Origin of the sequence: Flavobacterium sp. UBA4197 (assembly GCF_002379575.1) — a bacterium.
Classification (GTDB): domain Bacteria; phylum Bacteroidota; class Bacteroidia; order Flavobacteriales; family Flavobacteriaceae; genus Flavobacterium; species Flavobacterium inviolabile.
Window position 1 is genome coordinate 180,396 of the sequence record NZ_DFUB01000018.1, and the last position, 13,741, is coordinate 194,136.

8 protein-coding genes are annotated in these 13,741 nt (G+C 37.8%); 5 read left to right on the forward strand and 3 right to left on the reverse strand.

The features are described 5' to 3' along the window. Positions 1-380: 380 nt before the first annotated feature. Complete coding sequence (locus B3394_RS10895) at positions 381-1,427, forward strand: ComEC/Rec2 family competence protein (RefSeq protein ID WP_286920422.1); 1,047 nt, start codon at positions 381-383, stop codon at positions 1,425-1,427. Next, positions 1,424-6,541 (forward strand): ATP-binding protein, encoded by a 5,118-nt coding sequence (locus tag B3394_RS10900; protein WP_286920423.1) that lies wholly within the window; start codon positions 1,424-1,426, stop codon positions 6,539-6,541. The genes B3394_RS10895 and B3394_RS10900 overlap by 4 nt, the downstream gene beginning before the upstream one ends. 280 nt (positions 6,542-6,821) lie before the next feature. Here the strand turns inward: B3394_RS10900 and istB are convergent, their stop codons facing one another. Both istB and istA read right to left on the reverse strand, forming a co-directional pair. Continuing rightward, positions 6,822-7,619, reverse strand: a complete 798-nt coding sequence (gene istB, locus B3394_RS10905) for an IS21-like element helper ATPase IstB (RefSeq protein ID WP_286920424.1) — start codon at positions 7,617-7,619, stop codon at positions 6,822-6,824. Beyond that, positions 7,616-9,193 (reverse strand): IS21 family transposase, encoded by a 1,578-nt coding sequence (gene istA, locus B3394_RS10910; protein WP_286920425.1) that lies wholly within the window; start codon positions 9,191-9,193, stop codon positions 7,616-7,618. The genes istB and istA overlap by 4 nt, the downstream gene beginning before the upstream one ends. Before the next feature lie 190 nt (positions 9,194-9,383). On the opposite strand from istA, the gene B3394_RS10915 reads away from it, so the two are divergent. Next, a complete protein-coding gene (locus tag B3394_RS10915) occupies positions 9,384-9,977 on the forward strand; it encodes a TIGR02391 family protein (protein ID WP_286920426.1) in 594 nt (197 codons plus the stop codon). A 100-nt stretch (positions 9,978-10,077) separates the two neighbouring features. On the opposite strand, the gene B3394_RS10920 is transcribed toward B3394_RS10915, so the two are convergent. After that, on the reverse strand, positions 10,078-11,100 hold the full coding sequence (locus B3394_RS10920) for an HNH endonuclease signature motif containing protein (protein WP_286920427.1): 1,023 nt from the start codon (positions 11,098-11,100) through the stop codon (positions 10,078-10,080). A gap of 426 nt (positions 11,101-11,526) precedes the next feature. Here B3394_RS10920 and B3394_RS10925 point away from each other — a divergent pair, with 426 nt between their 5' ends. Both B3394_RS10925 and B3394_RS10930 read left to right on the forward strand, forming a co-directional pair. Next, positions 11,527-12,792: an AAA family ATPase gene (locus B3394_RS10925; RefSeq protein WP_286920428.1), complete on the forward strand. Its 1,266-nt coding sequence runs from the start codon at positions 11,527-11,529 to the stop codon at positions 12,790-12,792. Positions 12,793-12,803: 11 nt separating this feature from the next. Then, a complete protein-coding gene (locus B3394_RS10930) occupies positions 12,804-13,514 on the forward strand; it encodes an RloB family protein (RefSeq protein WP_286920429.1) in 711 nt (236 codons plus the stop codon). Positions 13,515-13,741: the final 227 nt, after the last annotated feature.

Below are 13,741 nucleotides of genomic sequence, written 5' to 3' on the forward strand. Positions count from 1 at the left end.
TGAATTTTTCCAAAAGAAAAAAAGGAAAAAAAGAAAGCGACCTAGTTTACGGGCGTAGCCTGGCCAAAAAGAAAATTGCATTTAATGGGGGGGACCCTTTGGGGGGTGAACTGTTCAAGTAATTTTGTTTTTGCGGCTGGTGCGTGGGAAATCGCCCGTAGTAACTTAGCTGCCTTTTTATCCTTTTCTGTTGGAAAAGTTTACCGTTTTTAGTGGTCTTGACAGTGAAAGAATCTGGGGTTAATTAAATGGTTCCTAAAGCATAGATCGTAATAGCGAGGAATATCTAATAGGTTATCTAAGAATCAACCTTAAAAAGTATTTTTGATGCCAAATATTTGTAATTTTAGCTCATAGCAAGACTAATCAAAACGCTTTCAATGGATATAGATTTTTTAGATGCTGGGTGTGCGGATGCCATACATATCAGGTTTATTGGGAATGACGGCAACCCCCATAATATTTTAATAGATGGGGGTAGTGAAAAAGGTAATATATATGAAACTTCTTTGCGAGTTAGGATCAACGAAATAGTAAATATTAAAAAGGAAATTATCGATCTATGGATCATTACCCATATTGATGACGACCACATTGGAGGTGTTCTGCGACTGCTGAAGGATACTGAACTTTTACTTGCTACTGATCTTTCACGGACGAAATTCTGGTTTAATTATTCTATTTGGGATTATGACAGTGGTTTACGTAGTGACAATCTCAAAAGTTATGCACAAGCGATCACCCTCAGGGAGTACCTAATGCAAAACTCCAACGTAGTGAATAACATCACTGATAGTTCAAATAAAGTCGACCTGTGGGGAGCAACAGCGTTTATCCTTTCCCCTGATCACATTAGTGAGCAGGCATTGCTGAAATCATGGGAAAATAAAGAAAAAATAATTCGTGAGAGAAAGGAATCGGACTTAAAGGATGGGAGAAAGAACGACTATAAGAAAAAAATCGAAGATTTCGATCTCAGTAAAGAATTGAAAGACACTTCAGTGGAAAATGGTTCTAGCATTGCCTTTGTCCTAGAATATAACAAAGAGCGGATATTATTCATGGCTGATAGCCATCCTTGGGTTGTAGCTGCATCCATAAGTAGATTGTGGCCGGAAGAAAAGCTTACATTGAAATATATGCAAGTGCCACATCATGGAAGTGGACGCAATATAAGTGCTGCACTACTTGAACTTATAGACTGCGGGGAGTTCATAGTATCTGCTGATGCCTATAACCGTTTCAATCTTCCGAACAAAGAAACATTCGTGAAGATCCTGTCTGCGAACCCTGATAAAGATATTGTCTTTCATATAACTCAGAAAAACGCCCTCACGACCTCTATTTTTGAAATAGATACAGATCACAACATAGATGTACGATTTCCAGAAGGGAGTAACAATTTTCTACATTTTACACTCGGATGAATAATATAAGCCCATTTATAGTAAGAATAACTAATCCAATAGGAAGTGGCGGTGGCTTCATAATATGCCCCGAAGAAAATGATGGATTTGCCTATGTCATAACAGCAAGACATTGCCTAGTAGATCGTAAGAATGATGTGCCTTGGAAGAAGGAGGAAATTTGCATTGGTTTCCTTTCACATGCAAATATTACGGAATATCAGGTAATTAATACCGATAAGATCGCCTTCGGTAGCAATAACTTAACGGAGGATATTGGCGTGCTTATCATCCCAAAGTCAGCACTTCCGGATTCTGTTGATATTAAATTTGCACTGAAAACTAGTGCCTTCCCTGGGAGAGGAGCAAAAATAGAGATTACTGGTTTCCCACGGGCCGTAGACTACGAATTTAAAAGGAGTCTCTATCAATTAACGGTGATGGGGGATAAAGATTACGAAAACCAAATCCAGATAGAGGTTTCTGATCCGGTCATAGGTCATTACAATTCCGATATATTGGTCGAAGGATATTCTGGCAGTCCAATACTTGTGGTGGCAGGTGGAACCGAATACGTCACAGGTGTTTTTCTAGCTTATGAGCAAACGACTAGACGGATAAAGGGAATAGACCTTAAACTAATCAATAGGTTACTCGATGAGCTAGGTGAAAAAAGTATAGACCTTAAACAAATAGAAACAAACGAGTCGATATTCAAAGACCTTGAGAGACTAGAAAGTAATAGCGAAAGAGTGTTCTCAAGGATAAGGATGCGTATTGGAGAGTTAGAGCTTGAACGCAGTGATCTTACTGAGAAAGTAATTGCCGAAATTACAAAAGTAGGATTGACGCTAATCAGTGGAAAACCTGGTAGTGGGAAATCCGCTATTATAAAGAAAGCCCTATCTAAATTTGATACAGATCATCAAATTATCGCGATACAAGGAGAGCAGCTTGATCGCAAAAGTATCGATGAAATATTTTCTGCACAGCCATTTTCGCTCGTAAATGGACTTGAAAATGTACTTTTTTCACCAGCATGCGCAAAAAATAAAATAGTGGTCATTGACAGTATCGAAAAACTGCTTGAAACTGGAAATGCTGATACGATACTAGATTTCTTTGAACTCGTTTCAAAAAATAATGATATAAAGTTGGTTCTCACGTGCAGAAATTATGCGGTAGAACAATTGAAAATAAGGTTTCTACGTGATTTTCCGGCATTTCTTCCATTTGAAATACCGCTTCTCTGCAAGGACGAGTTACACGTTGTTGCTGACAAGTATCCAGTGGTGAAATCCCTACTTCAAAATAAATCTATCGCCAAGATATTGGAAATACCATTCAATCTTGACAAGGCGACAATCCTGACGAAGATAAAATTAGGATTAGAAATAACTTCCGAGGCCAAATTCAGGGAGCTAATGTGGGAGTATGTCGTAGAAGGAAAAGAAAAAGAGCCTGATGCCAATATCCGAAAACAGCGAGGAGAAGCATTTTCAAATATCGCCATACAGCGAGCCTCTTCTATGAGTCCCTATACAACTATAGCTGGTTTAAGTCCCGAAATTGCAGAAGCACTCGTAGCCGACAATATCATCGATCCCGAACCCGTATTTCGGAAAAGTTATGCTGCGGCACATGATATTTATGAGGACTGGGCAATAACAAGGTATATCGAGATCGGCTATCAAATACATCTGTCCTGTAATGATAATCAAGCAGTTTTTTTTGAGAAATTGGGGTCAGGAGCAGCTATCCGCAGGGCTTTTAGGCTTTGGGTTTCAGACCTTATACAATCAGGATCAGAAAATGTTGGGGAGCTACTCACCGCTACGCTTGACGACACAGACGTGCCAAACCATTGGAAAGATGAGGTCATCATTGCTGCTATGCAATCATCATATAGTATGCAATTCCTAAGTGAGAACAAAGAGTTACTTTTTTTAGATAAGTTTAAGTTCTTCAAAAGGGTAGTATTTCTTCTAAAGGTTGCTTGTCAAGAGCCGGATTTTAGCTTTATTGACCAGATTGAACCTGCCAAACGGCTAAAACTTTACCACAATGTAAATCTCAAACCATACGGTGAAGGCTGGCGTAACCTGATCGAATTTATTGTAATCAACCTCGATGCGCTAAATAGTCAGATGCATCTTGTATTTATGATGTTGATGAATTGGGAGAAAGGTCTAAACGATTTTGAACCCTTGCCCAGCGAAGCACGTTCAGCGGGCCTTATTCTTTTGCGTTATTATGACCTTTATGTGAGAGACAATAAATTCAGGGAGAAACGTAAGACCTACGGTGTCAACACGTACGATGGGATACACTTGCTTTTTAGGCTAACAGAAATCATAGAAGATGAACTCAAAACATTGATTGAGACTGCATTCCAATGTCATAAGCGGGATGACGATTACAGGGTGATTGGACTGTACGGCAAAATTGTAGATATCGTACTTGATGGACATGAAAGCGTGAGAATCTGTCAATATTTTCCCGAGCTTGTAATGCAAATAGCAGAGAAAAAGTGGTTCTATTATGCTCCTACGAAGGAGGAAATAGAAGAAATGATGCGCGAAGCGCCATTCAGGTCGCTGCCGGGTAGTGGGATGCACGAAGAAAGCCAGTTCGGGCTTAAGGAAAGCACAGGTATGACCTATTTTCCTGCCAGCCCAAAGCAGACCCCGATATTAAACCTGCTATATGCGAAACCCTACAAGACACTTGACTTCATTATCAAGATGCTAAACCATGTTGCGAATACCTACGTGGAATCAAGTTATGGAATCAATAATGATTTTATACCTGTTAAAGAAGAGCGTTCAGTTATTCAGCTAACTATGCCAGATGGGAAGGTGTATGAGCAGTATGCCAGTCCTATACTCTGGACGGCCTACAGGGGCACCACCGTGGCAATCCCTAATCTTTTACAATCAGTGCTGATGGCACTCGAAAGTTTCTTGTTGTCCCTTGGTAAGGATGTCTCTGAAGTAGAGGAAAATAGTTATAGGGGAGTACTTAAACAAGTTTGGGATGACTTTTTCGTAAAACTACTTACCAAGAGTAACAATGTAATGACTACGGCTGTGTTGCTCAGTGTTACATATGCCTATCGTAACCTTGCAGGAATACATATGCTTCCGGTACTTAGGATTAAAAAAATATATGATTGGGACCTTTTGCGATCTGTAAATGAAAGAAAGGCCCTTAGTCCATCCAGTGTAGGTAAGGACTCCTTCAGGAGACAAAAGGAACTGCATAAGTTCAATTTCCTTGATCACAGAAATGGCAATATAGGTGAGCTTGTAATTAATCTCAGCCTTGGCAAGCTCCATCAAGAAATATTCGAAATACTCGACCAATTCAATGCGGAGAATCCTACGGAAGAAAAGTGGCGGTTTATGCTTGCAAAAATGGATCGTAGGAAATACAAAGTCGTCAAGGAAGTAGAAAATGGTTTTTTGGTCGAACCTGAACTTGCTGAAGATCTAAGGGAAAAGGTAATAGCCGAGCAAAAAGTTCAAGAGGAAGCTAATCGCATCCTTCAGGCATCCATGTGGTCGATAAAAAAACAAAAAAATGAGACCGTCGAAAATGACAACTACGATCAATGGTCACTTTATTTCCCTTCGGTACAGACAGGGGAACTAAATGATGCCATCCATAAATACCATAAAAATACCGGAGCCTTCGCCGCAATCGGAGTAAGGGACTTCTTTACTGAGATGAATGAAAAGGAGCGTGAGTGGTGCCGAAAAAAAATTGGGCACATTGTTAATTACCAACTGTTCACCCGCCAGCGGTATGATATGGAGATCAATTTTTCGAGTTTTGAAATTGAAGGCGCATTCTATTCATTACCCGTACTCCTGTTACACGCTGCTGAGGAAGAGCGTACTGAATTAAGGAAGTATGTGTTCTATTCATTATTATTCCTTGAGGACCAGTTTTCAAGGAATATGCTAATACAGTCGATTAACGAGAAGCTTTGGAAAGCCGAACCTGAATTTGTGACCTGTTGCATCGAAGCAATGGTAAAATACTGTGAGATTTCCCATTTACGGCACATATTGAACATGCGAAGCCTTGTAAAGGAACCCGACGAAAATGTCTCAAACTTTCAAAAGTTAAAAAGGGTATTTTTAAAAAACTGGAATTGGTCTCGGAGAAAAAATATTTCAGGAAATCAAAGCAATGAACATTGGTATTCTGAAAAGGAGAAATTGTTTGATAAGGGTTATCAAGAAATTTTATCAACCATTTCGAAGGGAATTCCAATAGGCATGGAACCTGTAAACTTTGATGAGGGAGGTACGTGGCATCTTTTTGAAGCACTACGAATCATTCCTGATAATACATCAATCATAGAACTAAGGAATTTCTACAGTAGACTCCTGGACTTTATACTGCAATATATTAATACTAAGCGCGAATCTTACAATGATAAATTACATTATAAATTACAACAACTTTTCCATGAAAAGTTTTCGTTATTCCTACTTAAACAACCTGAAACTATCTCCAAGGAATTTATGGACCAGCTTACTGGGTGGGCTTTTAATCCTGAATTTAATAGGCAGAACCGGCATAAATGTTATGAATTTGTAGAGAAATGCTTAGATGAGGTCATCAGGAGAGTAATTGAAGACGAAGAGTATACAGTTTCTTTCTGGATATTGTGGGAACATTTGGCTTATAGATCGCTGAGTAATGAGATTCTTTATTTCAACAAAAAGCTACTTCTCAACGATGTATCCTTTAATTCATCTGTTAGGGATTGGAAACCACTTGAAGGCAAGAGAGATTTTTTTCGACCTCTTGTTAAGGGGAAAGGTGATCTTACATCAGCTGTGAAACTGATTTCCGGGATCGGTTTTAAGGAGTTGATGCCCGAGGCAATTGAGTGGCTTGCTGGCAGAATAGAAGAATATTACGGGGAGGACAAAAACCAGTTGTTTTATTTTGAGAGTATCATAATACGGGGACATTATGATAGTAAGTTGCGTAAGGCAATTTCAAACAATCAAAAGTCAAGGGTTCAGTTTATTAAAATCCTTGATGCACTAATTGACCGAGGAGCATCCTCATCAGCCTATATTATTCGAGAGGATTTTGTTTCTAACAAAGGATAATAATTATTATAAACGAACCATATTTAGATGATAAAAAGTTTCAATTCAAGTACATTAAGAAGTATTTCCAAGATAATAGGAGAGGAAATTTTGACCAATAAACAAATTAGTGAGCAGTTTCACAATTCGGGTTTAATAGATACTAATGAGGGCATGTTTATACCAGTTGAATTATGTACCAGGATTCCGGTTGAAAAGTGTACCAGTTAGCGAGGCTCAAATGTAAGATATTTAGTTCATTACTGGCTGCACATCTCAGCTCAGTTTATTATTTTTTTCTTTAGGTATTGGCCGTTATTTCAACTGCTTTGTTAACATTTTTTGACCCCATCATGCTCTTAGTTTCCTTCATCCGATAGGATTTTCCATTCATATTTACCAGGAAAGATTTGTGAGTAAGCCTATCCAGTAGTGCCGCTGTCAATACTGTATCCATACCGAAGATCTCATGCCATTTCTCGAAGGATTTGTTGGAAGTTATGATCGTGGATTTGATACCGGTTCTTAATGAGATGTGGTTGAAGAGCATTTCAGCGCCTGGTTTATCAAAGGAGATATAGCCCAGTTCATCACAGATAACCAAGTCATATTTCTCGAACTTTAGCTCCAGAGCACGCAGGGTTCTGGAAGAATGGCATTCCCTGATTTGTGTCAGCATTTTGGGAATAGAGGTAAACAGCACGCTTTTTCCCTGCTGACAAGCCTTGATTCCAAGTCCAATTGCGATATGCGTTTTGCCAGTTCCTGGACTTCCACCCAGGATAACATTCTGTCCGGCATCAATAAAGTCCAAGGTTTCCAGCAGCGGTAGCTGCGCCATGGCATCGGCAGGAAGTTCTGTTCTGACCAGATCCTGTAGATATTTCAACTGCGGGAAACCAGCATTTCGCAGCTGGGCTTTACGTCGGTTCACCAGGCGGATCTGCTGCTCGGCAAGCAGCAGATTTAGAAGGACCTCTTCAAAAGAGGTTCCCTCTTTCAGGGCAGTGGTAATGACCTGATCAAGGTCTTTACGAAAAGCAGATAGTCTCAATTCAGTGCTGATCTGCTGAATGTGTTCTAATGTTTCTTTGTTCATCTTGTTATATTTAATCCAGTGTTCATGTAATTATTCATCATCTCTGCCAATTCCAGCAGGTTTTCCATAGAACGAAGGGCAATTGCATCCGGCTCATCTATTTCTGGCTCCTGTACCAGCTGATTGCCTAGCAAGGCGATGATATGCTCATTATTTACATTGGAGGGAAACTGCCGGGCAAGCAGCGCAATACAGGCACAGAGTTCCTCACTGCTGATATGATGTTGTTGGCGATATTGCAACAATTCAATAAACGCACGCGGATTCTGGTAATAATGGTCCTGATAAAGTGATTGCACCCAGGCGGGTGCCTGCTTTAACGCAACAGAACCGGCAGCAGCGCCGGGCTTTCGCTGTAAAGTACTTAAGTAGTGTTCAATATCGATTTGCCAGCCATGCCGGCTGTAGATTCTTTCATGGCAACACACCACCTGGTCACTGTCATATATTTTGATCCATTGGGAATAAACCTTGGCAAAAACCATTTTTCCAGTTAAATGGTCGGGCACCGAATAGCGGTTGGTTGCAAAACAGATGGTAGCGTATTTGTCCACTTTAAGGTTTTCCCCGCTAAAGCTTTCCATGCAGCCTGGATAGGAATACAGCCCATTGCGTTCCAGTTCAAGACCTGCAGCCGGACTTTGCAACTGTCCGGTTAATGTTCTTTCATTCAATTCACCCAATCGTGACTGTAAATAATTCTGTGCCTGCTGCAGGTCATCAAAATGATCTTTAAAAGCAAAGGTCTTGCGACGCACATATTCTACACTGCGTTCCACATGCCCCTTTTCGTTCCCTTTAGCCGCATTACAGAAACGCCATTGATATTGATACCAGCGGCTCAATTCTAACAACCCTGCGGTAGGAATCTTCTCGGTACGGCCAACAAACCGCGATATCGCCACCCGCATGTTGTCATAAACAATCTGGTGATAAACGCCACCTACATGCTCAAAAAAGCAGATGTGTGCTTCTTTAAAAGCCAGGCTATCCTGATGCTGGAAAAGCAGGGCATAGCGGTAATTGCTGTTAGCGCTGGTAAAAACCGCCAGATAATACCTGCATAATTTATCCTTTATATACAGTTTAACTTCGCCCCAGTCGAACTCACAACAAGATCCAGGTGCATATTGCTGACGGATAAAGGCTTCTTTTGCAAGCTGGGTAGTCTTGGAAATATGATCACAAAGTGTGCTATAACTCAGCTGATGGCCCAGTTGATGCAGCTTTTCCAAGATATCTATATTCTTAAGCTGTTGTTTGGAACGCCCGTCTAGACGTTTCGCCGTGTTTTCTTCCAGACAGGTATTGATTACCTCCAACACTTGGTCGTTTAACCGCCGTTTGGAACGGTTGGCACTATTATAAACTGAACCTGTCCTGAGATATTGGTTGAGCAGTGAAGAGGGCTTATCCTGATCACTCAGCGGAGATGACTTGAAGGCCTCGTATTCTGCCAGCCGCTCCCGAACGGTTCTTCGGTGAATATGGAGTTGCTTTGCTATTTTCCGCTGGCTTAGTCCCTCCCGATAATAGAGTAATATAATCTTATGATTTGTCTCCACTTCTAACATGAATTATGGCCCCTTTAGTTCATTCTAAAGGGACGATTTAATCCTTGCTAACTGGTACACTTTTCAACTGGATATTGGTACACTTTTCAATCGGTATATACAGGGCACAAATAAACCAGATAGAATTTATTATACGTTAACATCAAGGCAAAAACAAGATAATTGTGGTAATAATGTTTTAAACTTTATTTTGAAAATTATAGACCCTAAACGTTATGACAGTGAATCGAGTTTCGAAAAACATAGGACTTCTATAAATGAAAAATTACTTTTTGAAGGAATCGAAATAAATAAAGAAGGTCAGCCAAAAAATGTAGATAAAGCTAAAACTATATCCGAAGCGAAGGGGCGTGCTATGAAAATAAAAGAACGAGTTCACGGAATTGGAATTCATCAGGATATTTTACCCTATTGCGAATCTGAATGGCTTAATGAAAACTATTTTCATGCTATTCTTGAAATTACTAAAAGCATTGCTCATAAACTTCGCCTAAAAAGTGGTTATATCTCCGACGGAGCAGTATTAGTTGATGAATGTTTTGGTTTAGGGAGTGATAAAAAACCAATGTTGGCATTCAATCTTTTACAATCTGAAAGTGATGAAAGTGAACATAAGGGATTTGCTAATTTTATAAAGGGATTTTTTAGTATGTATAGAAATCCTAAAGCGCATGATCCAAAACTGTTAGAAGATACACAGCTCACCGAAATGACAGAAGTATTAGTGGTTGCTACAATAATTCAAAATAAGCTTGATAAAACATATAAAACAGGATATAAATGAGAAATATTATTATGACTTAGATAATTAAAATATTCTCATTTATTTTCCATTACTGTTAGTCTATTTTACGACAATACTTCTTGTTAGTCATCAAACTGGCTTATAGCTGTCCGGTATAGTCGGCGAATAGTTCGTACAACTCTTCTGTTGGGTGAAAACCCAATTCTATCTTTGTATGTACAAACAAACCATCTTCATAAGTTACTTTGGTAAGTGAGTGAGGTAAATCCTTATCCGAAATCTTTTCTGAAAGTTCAGCTACGGGTATAGGAATATGTTCTCCATTCTCTCGTTCTCTCCATACATAAGCAGACTTTGTCATTACATATAGCGCGTGCTTATCTTTAGAGAATCCGTGTTTGACAACTATATATTCTCCATTATGATTTCTAAAGAAAGGTACTCCCTCTTTCAAATTATTATGATATGTAGTTAATGGATTGCCTTCAAACGCTTGGGGAGTACTTGGATATTCGTTTGGTTTATCAGTAAGGTAGTTTATACGTTGTGCGGCATTTGGAGTTTTTGACAGCATGTAATTGGGCTTGGTGGTAGTTGGGGTTTCAATTATTTCTCGATTATATATCCATTCTCCCAATGAGCCTCCTTTTAAGGGTTTGTTGTTATTTGCCCAGGACAGCATTCGTTCTAAGCTAATTTGCGCCTCTTCTGCTGTAACAGCGCACATCCATTCATAGTTTGGGTCTGTAAATTTGTCTCGAAATTTTGAAGGGCCAGCAAGAAACGCTTCAACACTGCCGCAAATAATTTCAATACGTCTTGCTGTAATTGGGTTAAGTAAAATATTTTCTAATCTTGTTACCCAACGTAAATTATCGGGGCGATTATTTTGTTTGTTTGTGTCAATGTGGTCAACAACATGTTCCTTTGTTGGCGATTCGCTATGAAATGCAGTAGCAATTATTCGGTGAATTCGTATAGAAGCAATTTCTAAATATCCTGTTTTACTGTTTAGTTTGCCCAAAGTCCATTTGTTATCGGATGGTCTTGATCGTCTTCCGTCAAGTGGATAGCGCAATACTGCTCCGTTGTCACGAACGGCATAGCGTTCATTTTTGTAAACGCATTCCCTTTCTTGTTCAAAGTCTTCTAGGTCAATCATATTTTACTCTTAAATTTCTTAGTCTGTTGGATTTATTTTGACATCGGGAGACCATCTGTAGATCACTAACATTCCGCTAAGCCTTATGAATAAATCTATCTGTCGGATGTTTAGGAATAACGAATATATAAAATTTAACGTTGTACAGTAATCCATTGCCTTTTAAAATATTTAAGTATTAAAACTCTAACAAATTATTCTTCAAATTTTCGATTATTTAACAAGTAAGTTGTCGTTACAATTAAGGCTGTTTGTGTCTTTCTGTTGCAAATTGAGAAATTTCCTCAATTTTGGTGTTGTTTTGCGTTTTTGTTTTGTATTTTTGTGTTATATTTGATAATGTCTCTCAATATGTGTTTGTTTTTAAACACAATTGAAAATGTTGTTTATTTTATATTTATCTAATAATTTCTAATTTATATCAATATGTTAGTTCAATTTACTGTTGGTAATTTTCTTTCTTTCTACGATAGAAGAACATTAAACCTTGAAGCCAAAGGGATTTCTGAGCTTAAAAAGAATGTGATTTCTTATAATAGAGAAAAGATAGTTCGTTCGGCTGTAATCTATGGAGCGAATTCAAGTGGGAAAAGTAATCTTATTAGAGCTCTTGATAGAATGAGAGAAGTGGTAATTCGGTCTGTAAGATTGAATGATTCAGATGATTTAGATTATAGCCCTTTTTTGCTATCAACTGAAAGTGAAAAAGAGCCTACTTATTTTGAAGCGGTATTTTGGAAAGAGGACATTAGATATAGATATGGCTTTGAGTACAATGAAAAGAATATTGTTAATGAATGGTTGTTTTCAGGAAAAACTAAAAAAAATGAAAAACCTTTTTTTATTAGAACCGAAGATGGTATTGGGGTAGCAGATAAGTTTGAAGAAGGAATTGGAAAGGAGGAATCAACTAATGATAACAGACTATTTATTTCTTTAGTAGCACAATTAGGAGGGAAAATTTCAAAAAAAGTATTAGAATTTTTTAAAGATTTGAATGTGCTTTCAGGATTGGACCACAATGACTACAATGGCTTTACCTTAAGAATGCTCCATGAGAACTTAGATGGCTGTAATGAATCTTTGGCGCTATTTCAAAAATTAAACTTGGGGTTTAAAAATGTAACAACTATTGAGACTGTTTTTAATCCATCTGAGCTTCCGGAAGTTTTGCCAGAAAAAATTAGGTCTAAGTTAATTAAGGAACTAACAGGGAAAACGCAAGTAACAATGAAGACAGTTCACAATAAGTTTGATAAAAAAAGGAATATTGTGGATCAAGTTTTCTTTGATAAATCTGATAATGAGTCTGAGGGGACCAATAAAATTATTGATCTTTCAGGGCCTATTTTTGATACATTAATTTCAGGAAAAGTTTTGATAATTGATGAACTTGATGCTAAGTTACATGCGTTAATAACAATAAATATTGTAGAGATTTTTAATAACCCCGAAACAAATCCAAATAATGCTCAATTAATTTTTGCCACACATGATACTAATCTTTTAGGTGAAGATCTCTTTAGGAGAGATCAAATCTGGTTTACGGAAAAGGACGATTTTGAACAGACAGATCTGTATTCACTTTATGATTTCAACTTACCTGACGGAGGGAAGGTGAGAAATGATTCTAATATTGAAAGGAATTATATTAGAGGGCGTTATGGAGCTATACCGTATATTAATAATTAATAGATTAGGAAATGGCCAGAACTATAAAAATTGATAACGCACTACAAAAGCGTTTTTCAAAAAAAAATAAAAAGAATGAACCCAGAGATCTTGAAGCATTTTTTTTAATAGTATGTGAAGGAAAGAAAACAGAACCAAATTATTTTAAATCATTTCCGAGACGTTTTGGTAAAAAGGTGCATAATATTGAATTAGATGGAGGAGGTATTAGTACTTTAAAAGTTGTAGAGAAGGCAATTGAGCTTAGAAATAAATCTAAACAAAAGTACGATAGGGTATGGGCTGTTTTTGATAGAGATAGTTTTAGATCAACATCTTTTAATAGTGCTATATTAAAAGCAAAAGCAAATGATATTTATTGCGCTTGGAGTAATGAAGCTTTTGAGCTATGGTATTTATTTCATTTTCATAATCGAATTACAGCGATGAAACGAGAAGAATATGAAAAAGCTATTGAAAACGCGATAAATGCAAAGTTGCCGAGATCAAGTCCTCGTTTTGAATATGTGAAAAATCATCCTGGGATGTATGATTTGTTAAAGAAATTTGGTAATCAGGATTTAGCAATTAGATGGGCGAAAGATTTGAGTAATAAAATGGTGGGCGAAAATTTTGCTCAGTATAATCCACAAACTCAAGTTTTTAAACTCGTAGAGGAGTTGAATGGAAAGTCAGAAGAATTGAATAAGGAAATTGAGGAGAAATATCAAAAAGGAGAATAACAATAGTTGTTCTGAATTTATGAATTATTAATAATTTACCATTACCTTTAAAGTGAGTTGTTTTAGTCAGATATATGACAATAACAGCCTAATGATGACAGTAATTTAGTTACCAAATCGTTACCATTTTTATTTGAAAATCTGGAAAGCCTGTAAACAGGGCGATAGAAGAAGAAGGGTGCATACCCTTCCTCTCGTTAAATAGTCTGACATTTGCCTGCCAAATA

What these genes read in the sequence shown, in the direction of transcription:
- istB (WP_286920424.1), bottom strand. Translation starts at nt 7,619, where the DNA reads ATGAACAAAGAAACATTAGAACACATTCAGCAGATCAGCACTGAATTG.
- B3394_RS10930 (WP_286920429.1), top strand. Translation starts at nt 12,804, where the DNA reads ATGGCCAGAACTATAAAAATTGATAACGCACTACAAAAGCGTTTTTCA.
- istA (WP_286920425.1), bottom strand. Translation starts at nt 9,193, where the DNA reads ATGTTAGAAGTGGAGACAAATCATAAGATTATATTACTCTATTATCGG.
- B3394_RS10920 (WP_286920427.1), bottom strand. Translation starts at nt 11,100, where the DNA reads ATGATTGACCTAGAAGACTTTGAACAAGAAAGGGAATGCGTTTACAAA.
- B3394_RS10900 (WP_286920423.1), top strand. Translation starts at nt 1,424, where the DNA reads ATGAATAATATAAGCCCATTTATAGTAAGAATAACTAATCCAATAGGA.
- B3394_RS10925 (WP_286920428.1), top strand. Translation starts at nt 11,527, where the DNA reads ATGTTAGTTCAATTTACTGTTGGTAATTTTCTTTCTTTCTACGATAGA.
- B3394_RS10895 (WP_286920422.1), top strand. Translation starts at nt 381, where the DNA reads ATGGATATAGATTTTTTAGATGCTGGGTGTGCGGATGCCATACATATC.